The organism is Enterobacter sp. HG048, from assembly GCF_024702055.1.
Taxonomy (GTDB): domain Bacteria; phylum Pseudomonadota; class Gammaproteobacteria; order Enterobacterales; family Enterobacteriaceae; genus Enterobacter; species Enterobacter dykesii.
In genome coordinates, this window is the sequence record NZ_JANLIZ010000008.1 from 42,946 (window position 1) to 64,242 (window position 21,297).

The window sequence follows — 21,297 nt, forward strand, 5'->3', positions numbered from 1 at the left end:
AGAGGTTGCGATGTTAGGCATTATTTTGACGGGTCACGGCGGTTTTGCCAGCGGGCTTGAGCAGGCGATGAAGCAGATCCTCGGCGAGCAGCCGCAGTTTATCGCCATCGATTTTCCGGAAACCTCCACCACCGCGCGGCTGACCGCTCAGCTTGAGCAGGCGGTAAGCGAACTCGATGCGCAGCACGATATTGTGTTTCTCACCGATTTGCTCGGCGGCACGCCGTTCCGCGTGGCGTCAACGCTCGCGATGCAAAGGCCGGGTAGCGAAGTGATTACCGGCACCAACCTGCAGCTGCTGCTGGAGATGGTGCTGGAGCGCGACGGATTAAGCAGCGAGGCGTTTCGCCTGCAGGCGCTGGAGTGCGGGCACCGCGGCCTGACGAGCCTGGTGGACGAGCTGGGGCGCTGTCGCGAGGAAGCCCCGGCTGAGGAAGGGATATGAGCCAGCTGCTGCGCGCGCGACGGATCCTTACCGAACAGGGCTGGCTGGACGACCACCAGCTACGCATTGAAAGCGGCGCGGTTGCGGCGATTGAACCCATCCCAGCGGGCGTGACGACGCGCGATGCGGAACTGCTTTGCCCGGCGTATATCGATACGCACGTCCACGGCGGCGCGGGCGTGGACGTCATGGATGATGCGCCTGACGCGCTGGACACTCTGGCAGTGCATAAAGCGCGCGAAGGGGTGGGCGCATTTCTGCCCACCACCGTCACCGCGCCGCTGGAGATTATCCACGCCGCGCTGATGCGTATCGCCCGGCGCAGTCAGTCCGGCGGACCCGGCGCGCAGATCCTGGGCAGTTATCTGGAAGGACCGTTCTTTACGCCGCAGAACAAAGGGGCGCATCCGCCCGAGCTGTTCCGGGAGCTGGATATCGCCGAGCTGAACAGGCTGAATGACGTTTCACAGAGCACGCTACGGGTTGTGGCGCTCGCGCCAGAAAAACCCGGCGCGCTGCAGGCGATCCACCATCTTAAACGGCGAGGCATACGCGTGATGCTTGGCCACAGCGCGGCCACGTACGAGCAAACTCTCGCCGCGCTTGACGCGGGTGCCGACGGGCTGGTGCACTGCTACAACGGCATGACGGGGCTGCACCACAGAGAGCCAGGCATGGTCGGCGCAGGGCTTACGGACAAAAGGGCGTGGCTGGAGCTAATTGCCGACGGCCACCACGTCCATCCGGGGGCGATGCGCTTATGCTGCTGCTGCGCGCAGGATCGCGTGGTGCTGATTACCGATGCCATGCAGGCGGCAGGTATGCCGGACGGTCGGTATACCCTGTGCGGTGAAGAGGTCACGATGCAAAACGGCGTGGTTCGAACCGGCTCCGGCGGGCTGGCGGGCAGCACGCTGTCGCTGGATGCCGCGGTCAGGAATATGGTGGAGTATGCGGACGTAACCGCCGAAGAGGCGATCCATATGGCCTCGCTGCACCCTGCCCGGCTGCTGGGCGTTGACGATCAGCTTGGCTCCTTAGCCGCGGGCAAACGCGCCAATATCATTGCGCTGGACGGGGGTTTACACCTCCAGCGGATCTGGATTCAGGGCCAGGCTCTCCCCCTTTAGCCCTTTCATTGTGTCTCCTGTTGGCCTTACGGCACCCGATCGTAAGGCCTTTCTTTTCCTTTCCTTAAATTTTCCCTTTCCTTTCACGATCACACTTTTCGTTTTATTTCTTTTCTCCCGTTGAAGTTTCGATTTCTTTTCTATAGATTTTATTTAACTGCTTAAGTGAACAAGTGAAACGAAACGAAAGATAGCGACACGATTGCCAGCGTCTGATGTGGAATTCACACGACTAAGGACTGAGTTATGCCACAAACCACTCCCGCCGCCACAACCGGCACCTGGACCGAGGAAGAGATCCGCCAGCAGCCTGCCAGCTGGATCCGCTCGCTCAACAACATCGATAACCTGCGTGCTTCGATCGACAGTTTCCTGACGCCGCTGCTGCGCAAGCACGATCTGCGAATCGTCCTGACCGGCGCGGGCACGTCCGCCTTTATCGGCGATATCATTGCGCCATGGCTTTCAAGCCACACCGGGAAAAACTTCACCGCCGTCCCGACAACCGATCTGGTCACGAACCCGATGGACTACTTCAGCCCTGCGCACCCGCTGCTGCTGGTTTCGTTTGCCCGCTCCGGCAATAGTCCGGAAAGCGTCGCGGCCGTTGAGCTGGCAAACCAGTTCGTGCCGGAGTGCTATCACCTGTCCATTACCTGTAACGAGGCGGGGAGCCTGTACCAAAACGCCGTCGACAACGATAACGCCTTTGCCCTGCTGATGCCTGCCGAAACGCACGATCGCGGGTTCGCGATGACCAGCAGCATCACCACCATGATGGCGAGCTGTCTGGCCGTGTTCGCTGCGGAAACGATCAACAGCCATACCTTCCGCGACGTCGCCGAACGCTGTCAGGCGATCCTCACTACGCTCGGCGATTTCAGCAACGGCGTCTTTGGCAGCGAACCGTGGAAACGGATCGTGTATCTGGGAAGCGGCGGCCTGCAGGGCGCGGCGCGCGAATCGGCGCTAAAGGTGCTGGAGCTGACGGCGGGCAAGCTGGCGGCATTTTACGACTCCCCGACGGGCTTCCGTCACGGGCCGAAGTCGCTGGTCGACAACGAAACGCTGGTGGTGGTGTTCATCTCCAGCCATCCGTATACGCGTCAGTACGATCTGGATCTGCTGGCCGAGCTGCGCCGCGATCGCCAGGCCCTGCGCGTCGTCGCCATCGCCGCTGAAAACGATCCGGTCATTGAAGCGGGTCCGCATATTCTCCTGCCGCCTTCACGTCCGTTTATCGATATGGAACAGGCGTTCTGCTTCCTGATGTATGCCCAGGTCTTTGCGCTCACCCAGTCGCTTAGCACAGGCATTACGCCCGATACGCCATCCGCCAGCGGGACGGTCAACCGCGTGGTGCAGGGCGTTGTTATTCATCCGTGGCAGGCTTAAGAGGATCGGATCATGAGTATTATTTCTACCAAATATCTTCTGCAGGACGCACAGGCAAAAGGCTACGCCGTTCCGGCGTTCAACATCCACAACGCGGAGACGATCCAGGCGATCCTCGAAGCGTGCAGCGAAATGCGATCGCCGGTGATCCTCGCGGGCACGCCGGGCACTTTTAAGCATATTGCGCTGGAAGAGATCTACGCCCTGTGCAGCGCCTACTCCCACACCTACGACATGCCGCTGGCGCTGCACCTCGATCACCACGAATCGCTGGACGATATTCGCCGCAAGGTCAACGCGGGCGTGCGCAGCGCGATGATCGACGGCAGCCACTATCCGTTTGACCAAAACGTGAAGCTGGTGAAGTCGGTGGTCGATTTCTGCCACCTCAACGACTGCAGCGTCGAGGCCGAGCTGGGGCGTCTGGGTGGCGTGGAAGATGACATGAGCGTGGACGCGGAAAGCGCATTTCTCACCGATCCGCAGGAGGCGAAACGCTTCGTCGAACTGACCGGCGTAGACAGTCTTGCCGTCGCCATCGGCACCGCGCACGGCCTGTATACCAAGCGCCCGAAAATCGACTTCCAGCGGCTGGCCGAGATCCGCGAAGTGGTCACCGTGCCGCTGGTGCTGCACGGCGCGAGCGATGTGCCGGATGAGTTTGTGCGCCGCACCATCGAGCTGGGCGTGTGCAAGGTCAACGTGGCCACCGAGCTGAAAATTGCCTTCTCTGACGCGGTTAAAGCCTGGTTTGCCGAAAACCCGCAGGGGAACGATCCGCGCTTCTATATGCGGGTCGGCATGGACGCCATGAAAGAGGTGGTCAGAAGCAAGATCGCCGTTTGCGGATCGGCAAACCGATTGCTGCTTCCGGCAGAAGCCTGATTAAAAGGAGCTTACGCTGATGAAAAAAATCCTCGCACTCTCACTGCTGGCCCTGTGCATTTCCCATAGCGCGGTGGCCGCGAACTACGCGCTCGGTAACGACAATATTGCCCTGTCATTTGATGATGCAAACTCAACGGTAGTGGTTAAGGACACCAGGGCTAATCATCCGCTCACGCCGCAGGAGCTGTTCTTCCTGACGCTTCCGGACGAGACGAAAATCCATACCGCTGATTTTAAAATCAAGCATGTCGAAAAGCAGGACAGCGCGATGGTCATCGACTTCACCCATCCGGACTTTAACGTAACGGTGAAGCTGAACCTGGTGAAGGGGAAATACGCCAGCATCGACTATACCGTTGCCGCAGTCGGCCAGCCGCGAGACGTGGCGAAAATTACCTTCTTCCCGACCAAAAAGCAGGCTCAGGCACCTTACGTAGACGGGGCGATTAACAGCTCGCCGATCGTCGCAGACTCGTTCTATATTCTGCCGGACAAGCCCATCGTAAACACTTACGCCTATGAAGGGACGACCAACCTCAACGTAGAACTGAAAACGCCGATTCAGCCAGAGTCGCCGGTCAGCTTTACCACCTGGTTCGGCACCTTCCCGGAGACCAGCCAGCTGCGCCGCAGCGTAAACCAGTTCATCGATGCCGTCCGCCCGCGTCCGTATAAGCCTTATTTACACTACAACAGCTGGATGGATATCGGCTTCTTTACCCCTTACTCCGAGCAGGACGTGCTGGGGCGGATGGATGAATGGAATAAGGAATTTATCACCGGGCGAGGCGTGGCGCTGGATGCGTTCCTGCTTGACGATGGCTGGGATGATCTGACCGGACGCTGGCTGTTTGGCCCGGCATTCAGCAACGGTTTTGGCAAAGTTCGGGAAAAAGCCGACAGCCTGCACAGCTCGGTTGGACTGTGGCTCTCGCCGTGGGGTGGCTATAACAAACCGCGCGATACTCGCGTCTCGCATGCAAAAGAGTACGGTTTCGAAACGGTAGACGGGAAGCTGGCGCTGTCAGGCCCAAACTATTTTAAAAACTTCAATGAGCAGATCGTTAAGCTAATTAAAAACGAGCACATTACCTCGTTCAAGCTCGACGGGATGGGTAATGCCAATTCGCATATTAAGGGCAGCCCGTTCGCCTCGGATTTTGACGCCTCTATCGCTCTGCTGCACAACATGCGCAGCGTCAACCCGAATCTGTTTATTAACCTGACGACCGGTACCAACGCCAGCCCGTCCTGGCTGTTCTACGCTGATTCCATCTGGCGCCAGGGCGATGACATCAACCTGTACGGCCCCGGCACGCCGGTGCAGCAGTGGTTGACCTACCGCGATGCGGAAACGTACCGCTCCATTGTTCGCAAAGGGCCGCTGTTCCCGCTGAACTCGTTGATGTATCACGGGATCGTCAGCGCGGAAAACGCCTATTACGGGCTGGAGAAGGTGCAAACGGACAGCGACTTTGCCGACCAGGTCTGGAGCTACTTCGCTACCGGAACCCAGCTGCAGGAGCTGTATATCACCCCTTCAATGCTGAATAAGGCGAAGTGGGATACCCTGGCGCGGGCCGCGAAATGGTCCCGGGATAACGCCAGCGTGCTGGTGGATACGCACTGGATTGGTGGCGATCCGACCGCGCTGCAGGTTTACGGCTGGGCATCCTGGAGCAAGGACAAAGCGATTCTCGGCTTGCGTAACCCGTCGGATAAGCCGCAAAGCTACTACCTTGATTTGACGAAAGATTTCGAAATACCGACAGGAAACGCGGCGCAGTTTCGTCTGAAAGCGGTCTACGGCAGTAATTCAACCGTACCGGAGGAGTATAAAAACGCGGTGGTGATTACGCTGCAGCCGCTGGAAACGCTGGTGTTTGAGGCGGTGCCAGTTAGCTAAAAGACGCATAACGATCTGCAGGCCGGGTTAGGCTCAGCCGCCACCCGGCAAAACAGGCGCAGGGGCTTACTCCCCCTGCTGCTCCAGCGCATGCTTATACAGCGCATTTTTCTTCACGCCGTGAATTTCCGCCGCCAGCGCAGCGGCCTTCTTCAGCGGCAGTTCCGCCTGCAGCAGCGCCAGCGTCCGCAGCGCGTCGGCAGGGAGCGCGTCTTCCTGCGCCTTATGCCCTTCGACAATCAGCACCATTTCACCCTTGCGGCGGTTTTCGTCTTCCTTCACCCACGCCAGCAGTTCACCTACTGGGGCACCGTGAATGGTTTCCCAGGTTTTGGTCAGCTCGCGCGCCAGCACCACGTAACGGGCTTCTCCCCACACGGTCACCATATCTTCCAGGCTCTCCAGCAGACGGTGCGTGGATTCGTAGAAAATCAGGGTGCGCGGTTCCGCTTCCAGATCTTTTAACACGTCGCGACGACCTTTGGATTTGGCAGGCAGGAAGCCTTCATAGCAGAAACGGTCAGACGGCAGACCTGCGGCGCTCAGCGCAGCAATGGCAGCGCACGGTCCCGGCAGCGGCACAACGCGAATACCAGCTTCGCGACAGGTACGCACCAGGTGATAGCCGGGATCGTTTATCAGCGGCGTACCGGCGTCGGAGACCAGGGCAATGTTCTGCCCCTCTTTCAGCTTCGCCACCAGCGTTTCGGCTTTTTGTTGCTCATTGTGATCGTGCAGAGCAAACAAACGGGCGTTAATCGCGAAATGTTGCAGCAACAAGCCAGTGTGGCGGGTATCTTCAGCAGCTATTAAATCAACAGCTTGCAGTACGGTGAGCGCACGTTGGGTAATATCAGACAAATTCCCGATAGGAGTAGGTACAATATAAAGCTGGCCTTGAGAATTATCTGCCGTTTCGTGTTGTTTCATTGTTTCGTCCGTATTGCCGATTTAATATTGAGCATTGCGTAAAAAAAATCACTGGATACAGTATGGTACCGTTAACGTTTCTTCGAAAAAAAGCCACGCGCAGCGTGCCGCTTCTGCTGGCAGCCCTGATCTTTGCAGGCTGTGGCACCCAGGCACCTGACCAGAGCACCGCCCATCTCCAGGGGTCTGCTCAGGCTGATTCTGGCTTTTATCTGCAACAAATGTCGCAGAGTTCAAATGATACCAAGACCAACTGGCAATTACTCGCCATTCGTGCACTGCTGAAAGAGGGTAAAACCCAGCAGGCAGCAGAACTGTTTAACCAGTTGCCAAAAGATCTTAACGACGCCCAGCGTCTTGAGCAGAGCCTGCTCTCTGCCGAGCTGAAGGTCGCGCTGAAAGATTACGCCGCCGCGAAGAAGATCCTCGGTGACATTGACGTGAGCGCGCTGGATAAAAATCAGCAGGCTCGCTTCTGGCAGGCGGGCATTACCGCGGAGCAGGGGCGCCCTTCCCTGACGTTGCTCCGCGCCCTCGTCGCGCAAGAGCCGCTGCTCGGCGGTGCCGATAAGCAGAAAAATATCGATGCCACCTGGCAAGCGCTTGCCTCTATGACCCAGGAACAGGCGCAGGCGCTGGTCATCAACGCCGATGAAAACGTCCTGCAGGGCTGGCTGGATCTGCAGCAGATGTGGTTCAACAACCGCAGCGATCCAAAGATGCTGAAAGCCGGTATTACGGACTGGCAGACGCGCTACCCGCAAAACCCGGGTGCGAAAATGCTGCCAACCCAGCTGGTGAACGTCCAGAACTTTAAGCCAGCGTCCACCAGCAAAATCGCCCTGCTTCTGCCGCTCAACGGCCAGGCGGCGGTGTTTGGCCGTACCATTCAGCAGGGCTTTGAAGCCGCGAAAAATGGTACCACCTCGGTAACCGGCAGCGCGGTTCCCGCGCAGGCGGCTCAGGCGGCTAACGTGAATGATGTTGTCAGCCCGTCCGCAGCGGAGACCAGCGATCTGACCACGGCGCAAGCGCCGGCGCAGGGTACGATGCAAAACCCGGTGACGGCCCCGACGACGCCTCCGGCTACAGCGGCACCGGCTGCAGCAGCTCCGGCTACTACAGCACCTGCAACTCAGGCTCCGGCCGAGACGCAAGCGGCGCCAGCGCCTGACGCAACGGCAGAACAGGCTCAACAGCAGACTGCACAACCCGCGGCCCAACCTGCCGCGCAGCCGCAGGCCGTGGCAACCACCAGCGCCAACCCGGGCGCTGAGTTGAAAATCTACGACACCAGCTCGCAGCCGCTGGACCAGGTTCTGGCTCAGGTTCAGCAGGACGGGGCGAGCATCGTTGTCGGTCCGCTGCTGAAAAACAACGTTGAAGAGCTGATGAAGAGCAATACCACGCTGAACGTGTTGGCGCTCAACCAGCCCGAGCAGGTTCAGAACCGGGCCAATATTTGCTATTTCGCGCTTTCCCCTGAAGACGAAGCCCGCGATGGGGCGCGTCATATTCACGAGCAGGGTAAACAGGCTCCGCTGCTGCTCATCCCACGCAGCGCGCTGGGCGATCGCGTGGCCAATGCCTTTGCCGATGAGTGGCAAAAGCTGGGCGGTGGCGTGGTGCTGCAGCAGAAATTCGGTTCCGTCTCTGAACTGCGCGCGGGCGTAAACGGCGGAGCGGGTATCGCGCTTAACGGCAGCCCTGTCACCGCCAGCCTGCCGCAGCAGCAGGGCGTGACGATTGGCGGCCTGACGATCCCGGCCCCACCAACCGACGCGCAGATTAGCGGTGGCGGCAAAGTGGATGCGGCCTATATCGTTGCCACGCCGCAGGAGATCGCCTTTATCAAACCGATGATCGCGATGCGTAACGGCAGCCAGAGCGGCGCAACGCTCTACGCCAGCTCACGCAGCGCGCAGGGCACCGCTGGCCCGGATTTCCGCCTGGAAATGGACGGTCTGCAGTACAGCGAAATCCCGATGCTGGCAGGCAGCAACCCGGCGCTGATGCAGCAGGCGCTGAGTACCGTACGTAACGATTATTCGCTGGCGCGTCTGTATGCGATGGGTGTCGATGCATGGGCGCTGGCGAACCACTTTACCCAGATGCGGCAGGTGCCGGGCTTTGAGCTTAACGGCAACACCGGCGATCTGACCGCGACTCAGGACTGCGTGATCAACAGGAAGTTATCATGGCTCAAATACCAGCAGGGGCAAATCGTCCCGGCCAGTTAAGCCGTAAAGAGACCGGCGATGCGTGGGAGTTAAAGGCGCGTCGCTGGCTTGAAGGCAAAGGACTGCACTTTATCGCCGCTAACGTCCGCGGGCGCGGCGGCGAAATTGATCTGATCATGAAAGACGGTCAGGTCACCGTATTTGTAGAAGTCCGCTTTCGACAGTCCTCCCGTTTTGGCGGTGCTGCCGCCAGCGTGACGCTCGCCAAACAACATAAATTATTACAGACTGCCCACTTGTGGCTTGCCCGCCATAATGGGAGCTTTGATACTGTGGATTGTCGGTTCGATGTGATAGCCTTCACCGGAAATGAGATCGAATGGCTCAAAAACGCTTTTGGCGAAGACGCATAATTAAGATTTAAAAGGGATAACGTGCTCGAAAGAATTAAAGTGTGCTTCACAGAAAGCATCCAGACTCAGATTGCCGCGGCGGAAGCCCTTCCGGATGCTATCTCGCGTGCCGCAATGACGCTGGTGCAATCCCTGCTTAACGGCAACAAAATCCTCTGTTGTGGCAACGGCACGTCAGCCGCCAACGCACAGCATTTTGCTGCCAGCATGATCAATCGCTTTGAAACAGAACGCCCGAGTTTACCCGCCATTGCACTTAATACCGATAATGTGGTCTTAACGGCGATTGCTAACGATCGTCTGCATGACGAAATTTACGCAAAGCAGGTGCGAGCCCTGGGTCACGCCGGAGATGTGCTGCTGGCCATCTCCACGCGCGGCAATAGCCGGGACATTGTCAAAGCCGTTGAAGCCGCCGTCACCCGCGACATGACCATCGTGGCCTTAACCGGCTATGACGGGGGTGAGCTGGCGGGTCTGCTCGGGCCGCAGGATGTGGAAATCCGCATTCCTTCTCACCGGAGCGCGCGTATTCAGGAGATGCATATGCTCACGGTGAACTGCTTATGTGATTTGATCGATAACACGCTTTTCCCTCACCAGGATGATTAAGGAGTTCTTATGAAGGCTTTATCGACCCTCGCAGTCCTTATGTCTGCATTACTGCTTCAGGGATGTATCGCTGCGGCCGTTGTGGGCACCGCTGCAGTGGGTACCAAAGCAGCGACCGATCCGCGCTCTGTGGGGACGCAGGTAGATGACGGTACGCTGGAGCTGCGCGTCAACAGTGCGCTGTCGAAAGACGAACAAATCAAGAAAGAAGCGCGTATCAACGTGACGGCTTATCAGGGCAAAGTGCTGCTGGCAGGCCAGGCGCCGAATATGGAGCTCGCCTCGCGTGCGAAACAGATTGCGATGGGCGTCGAAGGGACCACAGAGGTGTTTAACGAAGTGCGCCAGGGCAAGCCAATTGGCCTGGGTGACGCCTCTTCCGACACCTGGATCACCACCAAAGTGCGTTCCCAGCTGCTGGGCTCGGACCAGGTGAAATCATCCAACGTGAAAGTGACGACTGAAAACGGCGAAGTGTTCCTGCTGGGTCTGGTGACCGAACGTGAAGGGAAAGCGGCGGCCGATATCGCCAGCCGGGTGAGCGGCGTGAAGCACGTCACCACCGCGTTTACTTACATCAAATAAAAAAAATCCCCTCGCTTGAGGGGATTTTTTTGTAGGCCCGGTAAGCGCTAGCGCCACCGGGCTTTTTTTACATCAACGCAATACTGCCCACCATCACCCCGCTCAACGCCACCAGCCCTGCGGTCAGCCACAGCGCTTTGGCCGGGAACGACTTACGCAGCATGATAAGCGACGGCAGGCTGATCGCCGGCAGCGTAATCAGCAGCGCCAGCGCCGGCGCGGTCCCCATACCGGCCAGCATCATGGTCTGAACAATCGGGATCTCCGCCGCCGTTGGGATCACAAACAGGCAGCCCGCAACGGCCATCGCAATGACCCACATCAGCGTGTTGTCGATAGCGCCATCCGCATGCGGGAAGAGCCAGACGCGCGCCGCCCCCAGAACCAGTACCGCCAGAATATAGACCGGGATGGTGCTCCAGAAAAGCTGCCAGAGCGCCCTGCCCCAGCGCGCAAAGAAGCCACCCTGCGGCTCGCTGACGTCCAGCTCAACGGCTGCGGGTTCTGCGGCAGTATCCTTCACCAGTTTTTGCACCAGCGTCGCCACCACCAGCACGGTCAGCAGCCCGGCGACCAGACGGATGAACGCAAAATGCCAGCCCAGCACAAAGCCCATAAACACCAGCGTTGCCGGGTTGAGCAGCGGGTTGCCCATCCAGAACGCCAGTGCGCCGCCCATCGACACGCGCTGGCGGCGCATCCCTGCGGCCACGGGCGCGGCGCAGCAGGAACACATCATGCCCGGCAGGGAGAAAATCGTCCCCAACAGCGTGCCCTGAAAGCGCGGCTGCCCGAGGGTTTTCACCAGCCAGTTACGGGGGATAAGCACCTGAATTAGTGACCCAAGGATCACACCTAAGACGGCGGCTTTCCAGACGGCAAGGAAGTAGACAATGGCGTAATCCCACGCCGCCTGCAGCGGGCTGGATTCAGCCTGAGCAAGAATAGATTTACCGATGCTGTGCGTTTCGGCGGCGGTGAAGGCTTTGCCATAGTACGGCTGCCATTTCACGTACCAGAGGCCAACAATGACCACAAGAAAGAAGAGTGCGGGCTTCCACCATTGAACAGGTGTTGCCGCCTGAGATGAAGACTGACCAGTCATAGCATTCCCCGGAGAATATTAGGTTATTAGCCGGGGGAGTTTACGCCTCGCCCTGCGCGATTTCACGCAGTTTTGCCGAAGGGATAATGTTTACGCCCGCTTTCGACGGGGCCAGTCCCTCTTTTAACATCGCGCGCGCGACGTCCCGCGCCTCGATGGCTTTCCAGTTGCCGGGAAGGACCCGAAACAGCGGGGCCAGGATCGACTCGTTAAAGCGGCGTTCGTCCCGGTGGCCGATCAGCATCGAAGGGCGCACAATCGTCAGCTGCTCCCATTTCTGCGCAATCAGTGCCTCCTCCATCTTGCCCTTCACCTTGTTGTAGAAGAACGGCGATCCGGCACTGGCTCCCAGCGCGCTGACCACGAGAAAATGTCTGGCCCCCAGCTTTTTCGCCGTGAGCGCGGTGTCCACCACCAGCGTGTAGTCGGCGTGGATAAATGCCTCTTTGCTCCCCGCCTCCCGCCGCGTGGTGCCCAGACAGCAAAAGGCGATATCAATCGGGTCCTGCACCTGCGCCAGCGCGTCCGTCAGCTGAGGATCGTGCGGATTAAAGACGCCGGAAATGTCCGCCAGCGGTCGACGGGTCGGGGCGGCGATATAGTTCACGCGGCGATCCTGAATCAGCAGCCGCAGCAGATGATCGCCCACTAAGCCGGTAGCACCTGTAATCAATACCTGACTCATCTTTTCCCCTTTACAGAATTGTCCGTTTGCGAACTCAGCGTCGTCGACCACACTTAGAAGTCTGTTACAGGTAAGTATTTACCACAAGCGGAGAAAAATCAGTCTGAAGCCAAAACAACGGAGGAAGCATGGGCAAGAAAATCGCAGTCTTGATTACCGACGAGTTTGAAGATTCAGAATTCACCTCTCCAGCAGAGGCGTTCCGCAAGGCGGGACATGAGGTCATCACCATTGAGAAAGAGGCGGGTAAAACGGTGACAGGCCATAAGGGCGAGGCGACCGTGACCATCGATGAGAGCATTGATAACGTTAGCCCCTCAGATTTCGACGCCCTGCTGTTACCCGGCGGCCATTCCCCGGATTCCCTGCGCGGGGACGAGCGCTTCGTGACCTTCACCCGGGACTTTGTCTCTACCGGCAAACCGGTGTTTGCCATCTGCCACGGCCCGCAGCTGCTCATCAGCGCAGAAGTGGTCCGCGGGCGTAAGCTTACCGCCGTGAAACCGATCGTTATCGATCTGAAAAATGCGGGGGCCGAGTTTTACGATCAGGAGGTGGTCAACGACAAAGACCAGCTGATCACCAGCCGGACCCCGGACGATCTCCCGGCGTTTAACCGCGAAGCGCTACGCCTGCTCGGCGCGTAACCAGTGCAGCTTTTTGCCAAAGCCCAGGGTGTTGTCGGTAAATTTCAGCTCATCGAGGCGAATTTCCCAGACCGGGGCTTTTAGCGCAGCGGCAACGGGAAAGCGGCGCGTGTAGAGCTTACGGCGCGCGTCGCTCTCTTCACCATCCAGACGACGGATTTCACCTTTAAACTGCACGCCGCGGATTAGCGCGACCGTTTTCGGCTGGCCGTTTACCGTACCTGCCACCTTTGCCTGCTGGCCGGTCATCTGCGCATGACGCGTGTTGTCTTCACTCATGACATAAAACGCCACGCGCTCAGGATCGTAGTAGTAAAACGCGTTTGCGCACCACATCTCACCCTCGTCATAGACGCACCAGGTGACAACATGCTGCTTCGCCAGCCAGCGGTTAATGGCGGCCAGTGTTTCCATTTTCGTTCTCTCTCATGCTATGGTGCGTTCACCTTAACATACTGAATCCGTTTACCGTGTGCTGGTTTCTCTATCTTGTCCGAACCGCTGATAACGCCCTCTACACCGGGATCACCACCGATGTGGCGCGGCGTTTTTTACAACATCAAACGGGGAAAGGGGCAAAAGCGCTGCGGGGGAAAGGGGAACTACAGCTCGCCTTCTCAGCGGCCGTCGGCGACCGATCGCTGGCGCTCAGGCTGGAATACCGCATCAAGCAGCTTACGAAGCGCCAGAAGGAGCGCCTCGTGACCGGAGACGGCTCCTTTGAGGCGCTACGCGAGAGCCTGATTAAAAGCGATTGAAATGGTCGTGGTACTCGACGAGACCATTGACGCCGTTGAGCGCGTCGTCCGCCAGACGATGGAGCTGGAAAGCGGATTCCGTCCCCGGCCAGCGGCAGCGCAGATCGTAATGCGCGGCCTGCTCAAAGCCCAATCGACCATAAAACGCCGGATCGCCCAGCGTGACAACGGCGGCATAGCCAAACTCATTGAGCGAATCCAGCCCTTCATAGACCAGTTGACGCGCCAGCCCTTGCCCGCGATAGTTTTCATCTACCGCCAGCGGTGCCATTCCCACCCACTGAAGATCTTCGCCCTGAACGATGACCGGACTGAAGGCCACATAGCCGACCACCTGACCTTCGTCATCGGTGGCAACCAGCCCCAGCGTAATCAGGCCATCCTCGCGAAGGTCGTGGACCAGTTGGGCTTCGGCATCGCTCGCAAAGGCGCGGCGTAACAACGCATCGATCCCCGGCGCATCAATCCCAATTTCGACTCGAATCAGCATGGCTCACCTACTGAAGTGTGTTTACCGTCCGGCGGGGTTTTCAGCCCGGCCTCAACGAAATCTGCCATTTGCATTAACATCACGCGCAGCGCTTTCGGCATCTGCTCCAGCTCAATGGCATCCATTAAATTCTTAACGTACAGGCCCAGCTCCGTGTCGCCTTCAATCACCAGACGGCGCTGGAAGAAGAGCGTATCCGGATCCTGCTTGCGCGCGGCGATCATCAGCAGATCGCTGGCGTTGGCGCTAAAGCTCACATCCGCGTCGGCGGACTCGCGTACGATCAGCTGGTCATTCTCAACGGAGGTAAACCAGCGCAGCCCGATGTCACGCACCTCAATGCTTAACCAGCGGCCTTCAAGGAATTCCAGCTCGCCGTCCTGCAGCGCCTGGCGGAACTGCCAGCTCAGGACTTGCTCCAGCACCTGACGTTTAAGCGCGAACGGCGCCAGCTTGACCGGCACGCTCAGCATTGATGGACCAAATTGTACGAGACGTGAACGCAGTTTATCCAGCACGAGCTTTACTCCCTGATATCTATAGTCCGGCTATTTTGCCATATCCGACGCGCAACATAGCGGCGTAAATCAACAAACCTTCGTCCGCCGTACCTCATTATTGGTGTCATCAATACGCCATTAGCTGCCTTAAATCAAAAATTGTCGCGTATGGGTTAATTAAAATCCCAGCTCGTTAACAATTTTGCGATCGACTACATCAGGATAAATTATGGAGCTGCTCTGCCCTGCCGGAAATCTTCCGGCGCTTAAGGCGGCCATCGAAAATGGGGCCGATGCGGTCTATATCGGGCTGAAAGATGACACCAACGCCCGCCATTTTGCTGGCCTCAACTTTACGGAGAAAAAGCTTCAGGAAGCCGTTAACTTCGTTCACCAGCACCGCCGCAAGCTGCATATCGCCATCAATACCTTTGCTCATCCTGACGGCTACACCCGCTGGCAGCGCGCGGTGGATATGGCGGCACAGCTGGGTGCCGATGCGCTGATCCTGGCCGACCTCGCCATGCTTGAGTATGCGGCAGAACGCTATCCCCATATTGAGCGCCACGTCTCTGTTCAGGCATCTGCCACCAACGAAGAGGCGGTGCGTTTTTATCATCAACACTTTGACGTGGCCCGCGTGGTGCTGCCGCGCGTGCTCTCTATTCATCAGGTTAAGCAACTCGCGCGCGTCACGCCAGTGCCGCTGGAAGTTTTTGCCTTTGGCAGCCTGTGCATCATGGCTGAAGGCCGTTGCTATCTTTCCTCTTATTTAACCGGCGAATCTCCAAATACCGTCGGGGCCTGCTCTCCTGCCCGCTTTGTTCGCTGGCAGCAGACCCCTCAGGGGCTGGAATCCCGCCTGAATGAGGTGCTGATCGACCGCTATCAGGACGGTGAAAACGCCGGTTATCCAACCCTGTGTAAAGGCCGCTATCTGGTCGACGGCGAGCGCTATCACGCGCTGGAGGAGCCGACCAGCCTCAACACGCTGGAGCTGCTGCCGGAACTGCTGGCGGCCAATATTGCCTCGGTGAAAATCGAAGGACGTCAGCGCAGCCCGGCCTATGTGAGCCAGGTTGCGAAAGTGTGGCGTCAGGCCATCGACCGCTGCATGGCGGACCCGCAGAACTACGCGCCACAGCAGGCCTGGATGGAAACGCTCGGTTCGATGTCCGAAGGCACGCAAACCACGCTGGGCGCGTATCACCGTAAATGGCAGTGAGAAAATCATGAAATATTCATTAGGACCGGTGCTCTACTACTGGCCAAAAGAGACGCTGGAAGATTTTTACCAACAGGCCGCTGCCAGCAGCGCCGACGTGATTTACCTCGGCGAAGCGGTGTGCAGCAAGCGCCGCGCCACCAAAGTGGGCGACTGGCTGGATATGGCGAAAGGCCTGGCCGGAAGCGGCAAGCAGGTGGTGCTCTCCACGCTCGCGCTGGTGCAGGCGTCGTCCGAACTGGGCGAGCTGAAGCGCTACGTTGAAAACGGCGAGTTCCTGCTGGAAGCGAGCGATCTGGGCGTGGTGAACATGTGCGCTGAACGCAGGCTGCCGTTTGTCGCGGGTCATGCCCTGAACTGCTACAACGCCGTGACCCTGCGCCTGCTGCTCAAACAGGGGATGACGCGCTGGTGCATGCCGGTAGAGCTCTCCCGTGACTGGCTGGCTAACCTGCTTAACCAGTGCGACGAGCTGGGCATTCGCAATCAGTTTGAAGTGGAAGTGCTGAGCTACGGGCATCTGCCGCTGGCCTACTCCGCCCGCTGCTTCACCGCGCGCTCGGAAGACCGCCCGAAAGACGAATGCGAAACCTGCTGCATCAAGTACCCGAACGGACGCAGCATGCTGTCGCAGGAGAATCAGCAGGTGTTTGTCCTCAACGGTATTCAGACCATGAGCGGCTATGTCTATAACCTCGGCAACGAGCTGGCGTCGATGGACGGGCTGGTGGATATGGTTCGTCTGTCGCCGCTGGATACTGGCGTGTTCGCGATGCTGGACGCCTTCCGCGCCAATGAAAACGGCGCCGCGCCGCTGCCGCTGACGGCAAACAGCGACTGCAACGGCTACTGGAGACGGCTCGCCGGGCTGGAGCTGCAGGCGTAAAAAAGCTCACTTTGTTAACAACGGTTATCATTATTTAATGCAGTATTAAAGATTGACCGTCGACAAAGTGAGCTGTTATGACTGACAAAACCATTCCGTTTTCGGTGCTGGATCTGGCGCCGATCCCACAAGGCTCCTCGGCAAGAGAAGCCTTTTCGCACTCTCTCGATCTCGCTCAGCTGGCCGAAAAGCGTGGCTATCACCGCTACTGGCTGGCCGAACATCACAACATGGTGGGCATTGCCAGCGCCGCCACCTCTGTACTGATTGGCTATCTGGCAGCAAATACCACCACCCTGCATCTGGGCTCCGGTGGCGTGATGCTGCCAAACCACGCCCCGCTGGTGATTGCCGAGCAGTTTGGCACCCTAAATACCCTCTATCCTGGGCGTATTGATTTGGGTCTTGGTCGTGCGCCCGGCAGCGACCAGCCAACCATGCGCGCCCTGCGTCGCCATATGAGCGGCGATATCGACCACTTCCCGCGCGACGTGGCCGAGCTGGTGGACTGGTTTGACGCGCGCGATCCTAACCCGCACGTGCGCCCGGTCCCGGGCTACGGCGAGAAGATCCCGGTGTGGCTGTTAGGCTCAAGCCTCTACAGTGCACAGCTCGCCGCGCAGCTGGGGCTGCCGTTTGCCTTCGCCTCGCACTTCGCGCCGGATATGCTGCATCAGGCGCTGCATCTCTACCGCACGAACTTCAAACCGTCCGAGCGTCTTGAGAAACCGTACGCGATGGTGTGCATTAACATCATTGCCGCCGACAGCAATCGCGACGCGGAATTCCTGTTTACCTCAATGCAGCAGGCGTTTGTGAAGCTGCGTCGCGGTGAGACGGGCCAGCTTCCGCCGCCGGTGGAGAATATGCATCAGCTGTGGTCAGCCTCAGAGCAGTATGGCGTACAGCAGGCGCTGAGCATGTCGCTGGTAGGCGATAAAGCGAAAGTGCGCCACGGGCTGGAGGCGGTGCTGCGCGAAACGCAGGCGGATGAAATTATGGTTAACGGCCAGATTTTCGATCACCAGGCGCGTTTGCATTCGTTTGAGCTGGCGATGCAGGTTAAAGAAGAAATGTAGTGCGTTTTGTTGCCCTCACCACAGCCCTCTCCCCAGGGGAGAGGGTGAAAAGAGACGTTTACTGATACACGGGTAACAGGTTAAAGCTCGACAATATGTGTACCACCGCGTTACCCACGCCAAACACCAGGATCAGCGCAATCATCGGCTTGCCGCCCCAGACGCGGAATTTCGGGCTACCGAAACGTTTACGTGATTTGCGCGCCAGCAGCGCCGGCACAATTGCCGCCCAGATAGTTGCCGCCAGCCCTGCATAGCCGATGGCGTACAGGAAACCGTTCGGCCACAGCAGGCCGCCCACAATCGGCGGCAGGAAAGTCAGCAGCGCGGTTTTTAAACGCCCCATCGCAGAATCATCAAAGCCGAACAGATCCGCCAGATAGTCAAACAGGCCCAGCGTCACGCCCAGGAAAGAACTCGCCACCGCAAAGTTAGAGAAGATAACCAGCAGCAGATCCAGGCTGCGGCTGTTCAGCACGCCGCTCAGCGCCTGCACCAGCACGTCGATGTTACCGCCCTTCTGGGCAATGCCGATAAATTCCGGACGTGGGATGTTGCCCATCGTCCCCAGCAGCCAAATCACATACAGACCCAGCGCCAGCAGCGTGCCGTAGACCAGACACTTCACAATGGTGCGGGGATCTTTGCCGTAGTACTTCATCAGGCTCGGCACGTTACCGTGGTAGCCGAACGACGCCAGACAGAACGGCAGCGTCATCAGCAGGTACGGCGTGTAGGAGGTGTTCACTTCGGCGACGTTAAACAGCGTGGCGGGCGTCACGTGCCCCAGCAGGCTGCCGAAGGTAAGGAAGAAGGTGATGACCTTCGCGCCCAGTACGATCGCCGTCATGCGGCTCACCGCTTTGGTACTCATCCAGACGATAAACGCCACAGCCAGTGCAAAACAGAGCCCCGCCAGACGCGCCGGAACGTTCAGCGACATCTCCGAGAAGGTGTGATGCAGAATCGAGCCGCTCGCTGAAATGTACGCGTAGGTCAGGATATAGAGCACAAACGCGATGGACAGCCCGTTCACCAGGTTCCAGCCTTTGCCCAGCAGATCTTTGGTAATGGTGTCGAAGCTGGAGCCAATGCGGTAGTTCAGGTTCGCCTCAAGGATCATTAGCCCGGAATGGAGCATGCAGAACCAGGTAAAGACCAGCGCCGCCAGCGACCAGAAGAACCACGCACCGGACATGACCACAGGCAGGGAAAACATCCCGGCACCTATAATGGTTCCGCCGATGATCACCACGCCGCCAAGCAGCGAGGGTGACGTTTGGGTGGTGGTTAGTGTCGCCATACAGCCTTTTCTCCAGTCAATCATGCGGTTCTGCATTTTAATGTGACGCACTGTACCAGTACAAGAGTACAAAAGGAATAAAAAAAGCCCCGATAGCGTGTATCGGGGCTGTATATTTTACTTTACGTCAGAAGCGTAAGGCTTACGCGTCACCGAAACGACGGCGGCTGGTGCCTTCTTCACGACGTGGACCACGGTTTTCGCGACGCTCGCCGGAGAAACGACGACCTTCACCACCGCGACCTTCGCTGCGGCCGCCTTCACGACGCTCGCCACCGAAGCTGCGACCACCGCCACGACGTTCACCACCGCGGTCAGGGCGTGGCTGTGCATCACCCATCAGCTGCATGTTCATCGGCTTGTTCAGGATGCGGGTACGCGTAAAGTGCTGCAGCACTTCGCCCGGCATGCCTTTTGGCAGCTCGATGGTAGAGTGGGATGCGAACAGCTTGATGTTACCGATGTAACGGCTGCTGATGTCGCCTTCGTTAGCGATCGCGCCAACGATGTGACGAACTTCAACGCCATCATCACGACCCACTTCAATGCGGTACAGTTCCATATCACCCGCGTCACGACGCTCGCGACGTGGACGGTCTTCACCACCACGCTCTGGGCGGTCACCACGTGGGCCACGATCGTTACGGTCGCCACGACGTTCGAAGCGATCGTCACGGTCACGGAATTCACGCTTAGGACGCATCGGCGCATCTGGTGGCACGATCAGGCTACGTTCGCCCTGAGCCATTTTCAGCAGTGCTGCAGCCAGGGTTTCCATGTCCAGCTCTTCGCCTTCAGCAACAGGCTGAATCTGCGACAGCAGCGCGCGGTACTGGTCCAGATCGCTGCTTTCCAGCTGCTGCTGTACTTTCGCGGCGAATTTTTCCAGACGGCGTTTGCCCAACAGCTCTGCGTTTGGCAGGTCCGCTTCTGGAATGGTCAGTTTCATGGTGCGTTCAATGTTACGCAGCAGACGACGCTCGCGGTTCTCAACGAACAGCAGCGCACGGCCAGCACGACCCGCACGACCGGTACGGCCGATACGGTGAACGTAAGACTCGGAATCCATCGGGATGTCGTAGTTAACAACCAGGCTGATACGCTCAACGTCCAGACCACGTGCTGCCACGTCGGTGGCAATCAGGATATCCAGACGACCGTCTTTCAGACGCTCCAGAGTCTGCTCACGCAGAGCCTGGTTCATGTCGCCGTTCAGCGCTGCGCTGTTGTAGCCGCTACGCTCCAGGGCTTCAGCCACTTCCAGGGTCGCGTTTTTGGTACGCACGAAGATAATCGCCGCATCAAAATCTTCCGCTTCCAGGAAACGTACCAGCGCTTCGTTTTTGCGCATGCCGTACACAGACCAGTAGCTCTGGCTGATGTCCGGGCGAGTGGTTACGCTGGACTGAATACGCACTTCCTGAGGATCTTTCATGAAGCGCTTGGTGATACGACGAATCGCTTCTGGCATGGTGGCAGAGAACAGCGCGGTCTGATGACCGTCCGGGATCTGCGCCATGATGGTTTCGACGTCTTCGATGAAGCCCATACGCAGCATTTCATCTGCTTCATCCAGTACCAGGCCGCTCAGTTTAGAGAGATCCAGAGTACCGCGCTTCAGGTGATCCAGCAGACGGCCCGGCGTACCGACAACAATCTGTGGGCCCTGGCGCAGGGCGCGTAACTGCACGTCATAACGCTGGCCGCCGTACAGGGCTACCACGTTTACGCCGCGCATATGTTTAGAGAATTCCGTCATGGCTTCTGCAACCTGAACAGCCAGTTCACGGGTTGGAGCCAGGACGAGGATCTGCGGTGCACGCAGGTCCGGATCAATGTTGTTCAGCAGCGGCAGCGAGAATGCTGCAGTTTTACCGCTACCAGTCTGGGCCATGCCCAGCACGTCACGACCAGAAAGCAGGTGTGGGATACACTCAGCCTGGATCGGAGATGGTTTTTCGTAACCCAGATCGTTAAGGGCTTCAAGGATAGGAGCCTTCAGGCCCAGATCTGCAAAAGTGGTTTCGAATTCAGCCATGTAGTACGAGTGCCTCAATGTCAATGGCGGCCAGTCTACTTAGCTCATCGTGAAAATGATTAGCAATTTTCATTGAAAAGTGTGAACCGGCTCAAAG

The 21,297-nt window shown here is 58.3% G+C and carries 23 protein-coding genes; 14 read left to right on the forward strand and 9 right to left on the reverse strand.

The genetic code is table 11. The annotated features are described in order from the left end of the window. Positions 1-10: 10 nt before the first annotated feature. From agaF to NUX24_RS11495, 5 genes are all read left to right on the forward strand, one after another. Positions 11-445, forward strand: coding sequence for a PTS galactosamine/N-acetylgalactosamine transporter subunit IIA (gene agaF / locus NUX24_RS11475; RefSeq protein WP_023333563.1), 435 nt, complete (start codon positions 11-13; stop codon positions 443-445). Then, complete coding sequence (nagA, locus tag NUX24_RS11480) at positions 442-1,575, forward strand: N-acetylglucosamine-6-phosphate deacetylase (RefSeq protein ID WP_257831621.1); 1,134 nt, start codon at positions 442-444, stop codon at positions 1,573-1,575. The genes agaF and nagA overlap by 4 nt, the downstream gene beginning before the upstream one ends. A 246-nt stretch (positions 1,576-1,821) precedes the next feature. Then, positions 1,822-2,970, forward strand: coding sequence for an SIS domain-containing protein (locus NUX24_RS11485; protein WP_257831623.1), 1,149 nt, complete (start codon positions 1,822-1,824; stop codon positions 2,968-2,970). 12 nt (positions 2,971-2,982) lie between these two features. Next, a complete protein-coding gene (gene kbaY, locus NUX24_RS11490; RefSeq protein ID WP_047651697.1) occupies positions 2,983-3,855 on the forward strand; it encodes a tagatose-bisphosphate aldolase subunit KbaY in 873 nt (290 codons plus the stop codon). A 19-nt stretch (positions 3,856-3,874) separates the two neighbouring features. Further along, positions 3,875-5,764 (forward strand): enterotoxin, encoded by a 1,890-nt coding sequence (locus NUX24_RS11495; RefSeq protein WP_257831625.1) that lies wholly within the window; start codon positions 3,875-3,877, stop codon positions 5,762-5,764. A 66-nt stretch (positions 5,765-5,830) separates the two neighbouring features. Here the strand turns inward: NUX24_RS11495 and rsmI are convergent, their stop codons facing one another. Continuing rightward, the gene (gene rsmI, locus NUX24_RS11500; RefSeq protein ID WP_023309315.1) at positions 5,831-6,694 is read right to left on the reverse strand and encodes a 16S rRNA (cytidine(1402)-2'-O)-methyltransferase; all 864 of its coding nucleotides are present in this window, start codon (positions 6,692-6,694) and stop codon (positions 5,831-5,833) included. A gap of 62 nt (positions 6,695-6,756) precedes the next feature. On the opposite strand from rsmI, the gene NUX24_RS11505 reads away from it, so the two are divergent. The 4 genes from NUX24_RS11505 to dolP are packed head-to-tail and all read left to right on the forward strand — an operon-like array spanning position 6,757 to position 10,484. Beyond that, complete coding sequence (locus NUX24_RS11505) at positions 6,757-8,934, forward strand: penicillin-binding protein activator (protein ID WP_257831628.1); 2,178 nt, start codon at positions 6,757-6,759, stop codon at positions 8,932-8,934. Then, positions 8,892-9,287 carry a YraN family protein gene (locus NUX24_RS11510; RefSeq protein WP_257831630.1) on the forward strand — a complete coding sequence of 132 codons (396 nt, stop codon included), beginning with the start codon at positions 8,892-8,894 and terminating at the stop codon, positions 9,285-9,287. The genes NUX24_RS11505 and NUX24_RS11510 overlap by 43 nt, the downstream gene beginning before the upstream one ends. A gap of 21 nt (positions 9,288-9,308) precedes the next feature. Next, the gene (diaA, locus tag NUX24_RS11515; RefSeq protein WP_003861754.1) at positions 9,309-9,899 is read left to right on the forward strand and encodes a DnaA initiator-associating protein DiaA; all 591 of its coding nucleotides are present in this window, start codon (positions 9,309-9,311) and stop codon (positions 9,897-9,899) included. Between the two features lie 9 nt (positions 9,900-9,908). Beyond that, positions 9,909-10,484 carry a division/outer membrane stress-associated lipid-binding lipoprotein gene (gene dolP, locus NUX24_RS11520; protein ID WP_023616279.1) on the forward strand — a complete coding sequence of 192 codons (576 nt, stop codon included), beginning with the start codon at positions 9,909-9,911 and terminating at the stop codon, positions 10,482-10,484. A gap of 67 nt (positions 10,485-10,551) precedes the next feature. On the opposite strand, the gene NUX24_RS11525 is transcribed toward dolP, so the two are convergent. Both NUX24_RS11525 and NUX24_RS11530 read right to left on the reverse strand, forming a co-directional pair. Continuing rightward, the gene (locus tag NUX24_RS11525; RefSeq protein WP_257831634.1) at positions 10,552-11,589 is read right to left on the reverse strand and encodes a permease; all 1,038 of its coding nucleotides are present in this window, start codon (positions 11,587-11,589) and stop codon (positions 10,552-10,554) included. 40 nt (positions 11,590-11,629) lie between these two features. Further along, positions 11,630-12,274: an NAD(P)H-binding protein gene (locus NUX24_RS11530; RefSeq protein ID WP_214576896.1), complete on the reverse strand. Its 645-nt coding sequence runs from the start codon at positions 12,272-12,274 to the stop codon at positions 11,630-11,632. Positions 12,275-12,402: 128 nt separating this feature from the next. Between NUX24_RS11530 and NUX24_RS11535 the strand changes: the two genes are divergently transcribed. Beyond that, positions 12,403-12,921, forward strand: coding sequence for a type 1 glutamine amidotransferase domain-containing protein (locus tag NUX24_RS11535; protein ID WP_048981198.1), 519 nt, complete (start codon positions 12,403-12,405; stop codon positions 12,919-12,921). Here NUX24_RS11535 and NUX24_RS11540 read toward each other — a convergent pair. Beyond that, entirely contained in the window at positions 12,901-13,335 is a 435-nt protein-coding gene (locus NUX24_RS11540; RefSeq protein ID WP_047651704.1) for a YhbP family protein, read from the reverse strand. The genes NUX24_RS11535 and NUX24_RS11540 overlap by 21 nt on opposite strands. Before the next feature lie 14 nt (positions 13,336-13,349). Here NUX24_RS11540 and NUX24_RS11545 point away from each other — a divergent pair, with 14 nt between their 5' ends. Then, positions 13,350-13,679 (forward strand): GIY-YIG nuclease family protein, encoded by a 330-nt coding sequence (locus NUX24_RS11545; protein ID WP_023309323.1) that lies wholly within the window; start codon positions 13,350-13,352, stop codon positions 13,677-13,679. On the opposite strand, the gene NUX24_RS11550 is transcribed toward NUX24_RS11545, so the two are convergent. Together NUX24_RS11550 and NUX24_RS11555 are read right to left on the reverse strand one after the other, a co-directional pair. Continuing rightward, positions 13,666-14,169 carry a GNAT family N-acetyltransferase gene (locus NUX24_RS11550; RefSeq protein WP_214576894.1) on the reverse strand — a complete coding sequence of 168 codons (504 nt, stop codon included), beginning with the start codon at positions 14,167-14,169 and terminating at the stop codon, positions 13,666-13,668. The two genes, NUX24_RS11545 and NUX24_RS11550, sit on opposite strands and share 14 nt — an antisense overlap. Beyond that, positions 14,163-14,687: an SCP2 domain-containing protein gene (locus tag NUX24_RS11555; protein ID WP_029739636.1), complete on the reverse strand. Its 525-nt coding sequence runs from the start codon at positions 14,685-14,687 to the stop codon at positions 14,163-14,165. Before NUX24_RS11555 ends, NUX24_RS11550 begins: the two co-directional genes overlap by 7 nt. A gap of 211 nt (positions 14,688-14,898) precedes the next feature. Here NUX24_RS11555 and NUX24_RS11560 point away from each other — a divergent pair, with 211 nt between their 5' ends. The 3 genes from NUX24_RS11560 (at position 14,899) to NUX24_RS11570 (ending at position 17,859) form a co-directional block, all read left to right on the forward strand. Continuing rightward, positions 14,899-15,894 carry a peptidase U32 family protein gene (locus NUX24_RS11560; protein ID WP_126329204.1) on the forward strand — a complete coding sequence of 332 codons (996 nt, stop codon included), beginning with the start codon at positions 14,899-14,901 and terminating at the stop codon, positions 15,892-15,894. A gap of 7 nt (positions 15,895-15,901) precedes the next feature. Further along, positions 15,902-16,780: a U32 family peptidase gene (locus NUX24_RS11565; protein WP_214576893.1), complete on the forward strand. Its 879-nt coding sequence runs from the start codon at positions 15,902-15,904 to the stop codon at positions 16,778-16,780. A 77-nt stretch (positions 16,781-16,857) separates the two neighbouring features. Continuing rightward, complete coding sequence (locus NUX24_RS11570; protein ID WP_257831641.1) at positions 16,858-17,859, forward strand: luciferase-like monooxygenase; 1,002 nt, start codon at positions 16,858-16,860, stop codon at positions 17,857-17,859. Positions 17,860-17,917: 58 nt separating this feature from the next. On the opposite strand, the gene mtr is transcribed toward NUX24_RS11570, so the two are convergent. From mtr to yrbN, 3 genes are all read right to left on the reverse strand, one after another. After that, entirely contained in the window at positions 17,918-19,162 is a 1,245-nt protein-coding gene (gene mtr, locus NUX24_RS11575; protein ID WP_257831643.1) for a tryptophan permease, read from the reverse strand. A 142-nt stretch (positions 19,163-19,304) separates the two neighbouring features. Then, positions 19,305-21,200 carry a DEAD/DEAH family ATP-dependent RNA helicase gene (locus NUX24_RS11580; RefSeq protein ID WP_023309330.1) on the reverse strand — a complete coding sequence of 632 codons (1,896 nt, stop codon included), beginning with the start codon at positions 21,198-21,200 and terminating at the stop codon, positions 19,305-19,307. Further along, on the reverse strand, positions 21,193-21,273 hold the full coding sequence (yrbN, locus tag NUX24_RS21910; RefSeq protein ID WP_100122156.1) for a protein YrbN: 81 nt from the start codon (positions 21,271-21,273) through the stop codon (positions 21,193-21,195). The genes NUX24_RS11580 and yrbN overlap by 8 nt, the downstream gene beginning before the upstream one ends. Between the last annotated feature and the right edge of the window lie 24 nt (positions 21,274-21,297).

What these genes read in the sequence shown, in the direction of transcription:
- NUX24_RS11545 (WP_023309323.1), top strand. Translation starts at nt 13,350, where the DNA reads ATGCTATGGTGCGTTCACCTTAACATACTGAATCCGTTTACCGTGTGC.
- mtr (WP_257831643.1), bottom strand. Translation starts at nt 19,162, where the DNA reads ATGGCGACACTAACCACCACCCAAACGTCACCCTCGCTGCTTGGCGGC.
- NUX24_RS11560 (WP_126329204.1), top strand. Translation starts at nt 14,899, where the DNA reads ATGGAGCTGCTCTGCCCTGCCGGAAATCTTCCGGCGCTTAAGGCGGCC.
- NUX24_RS11535 (WP_048981198.1), top strand. Translation starts at nt 12,403, where the DNA reads ATGGGCAAGAAAATCGCAGTCTTGATTACCGACGAGTTTGAAGATTCA.
- NUX24_RS11495 (WP_257831625.1), top strand. Translation starts at nt 3,875, where the DNA reads ATGAAAAAAATCCTCGCACTCTCACTGCTGGCCCTGTGCATTTCCCAT.
- NUX24_RS11580 (WP_023309330.1), bottom strand. Translation starts at nt 21,200, where the DNA reads ATGGCTGAATTCGAAACCACTTTTGCAGATCTGGGCCTGAAGGCTCCT.
- NUX24_RS11510 (WP_257831630.1), top strand. Translation starts at nt 8,892, where the DNA reads ATGGCTCAAATACCAGCAGGGGCAAATCGTCCCGGCCAGTTAAGCCGT.
- agaF (WP_023333563.1), top strand. Translation starts at nt 11, where the DNA reads ATGTTAGGCATTATTTTGACGGGTCACGGCGGTTTTGCCAGCGGGCTT.
- NUX24_RS11530 (WP_214576896.1), bottom strand. Translation starts at nt 12,274, where the DNA reads ATGAGTCAGGTATTGATTACAGGTGCTACCGGCTTAGTGGGCGATCAT.
- NUX24_RS11485 (WP_257831623.1), top strand. Translation starts at nt 1,822, where the DNA reads ATGCCACAAACCACTCCCGCCGCCACAACCGGCACCTGGACCGAGGAA.
- dolP (WP_023616279.1), top strand. Translation starts at nt 9,909, where the DNA reads ATGAAGGCTTTATCGACCCTCGCAGTCCTTATGTCTGCATTACTGCTT.
- nagA (WP_257831621.1), top strand. Translation starts at nt 442, where the DNA reads ATGAGCCAGCTGCTGCGCGCGCGACGGATCCTTACCGAACAGGGCTGG.
- yrbN (WP_100122156.1), bottom strand. Translation starts at nt 21,273, where the DNA reads ATGAAAATTGCTAATCATTTTCACGATGAGCTAAGTAGACTGGCCGCC.
- NUX24_RS11540 (WP_047651704.1), bottom strand. Translation starts at nt 13,335, where the DNA reads ATGGAAACACTGGCCGCCATTAACCGCTGGCTGGCGAAGCAGCATGTT.
- NUX24_RS11565 (WP_214576893.1), top strand. Translation starts at nt 15,902, where the DNA reads ATGAAATATTCATTAGGACCGGTGCTCTACTACTGGCCAAAAGAGACG.
- NUX24_RS11550 (WP_214576894.1), bottom strand. Translation starts at nt 14,169, where the DNA reads ATGCTGATTCGAGTCGAAATTGGGATTGATGCGCCGGGGATCGATGCG.
- rsmI (WP_023309315.1), bottom strand. Translation starts at nt 6,694, where the DNA reads ATGAAACAACACGAAACGGCAGATAATTCTCAAGGCCAGCTTTATATT.
- kbaY (WP_047651697.1), top strand. Translation starts at nt 2,983, where the DNA reads ATGAGTATTATTTCTACCAAATATCTTCTGCAGGACGCACAGGCAAAA.
- NUX24_RS11505 (WP_257831628.1), top strand. Translation starts at nt 6,757, where the DNA reads ATGGTACCGTTAACGTTTCTTCGAAAAAAAGCCACGCGCAGCGTGCCG.
- NUX24_RS11570 (WP_257831641.1), top strand. Translation starts at nt 16,858, where the DNA reads ATGACTGACAAAACCATTCCGTTTTCGGTGCTGGATCTGGCGCCGATC.
- NUX24_RS11525 (WP_257831634.1), bottom strand. Translation starts at nt 11,589, where the DNA reads ATGACTGGTCAGTCTTCATCTCAGGCGGCAACACCTGTTCAATGGTGG.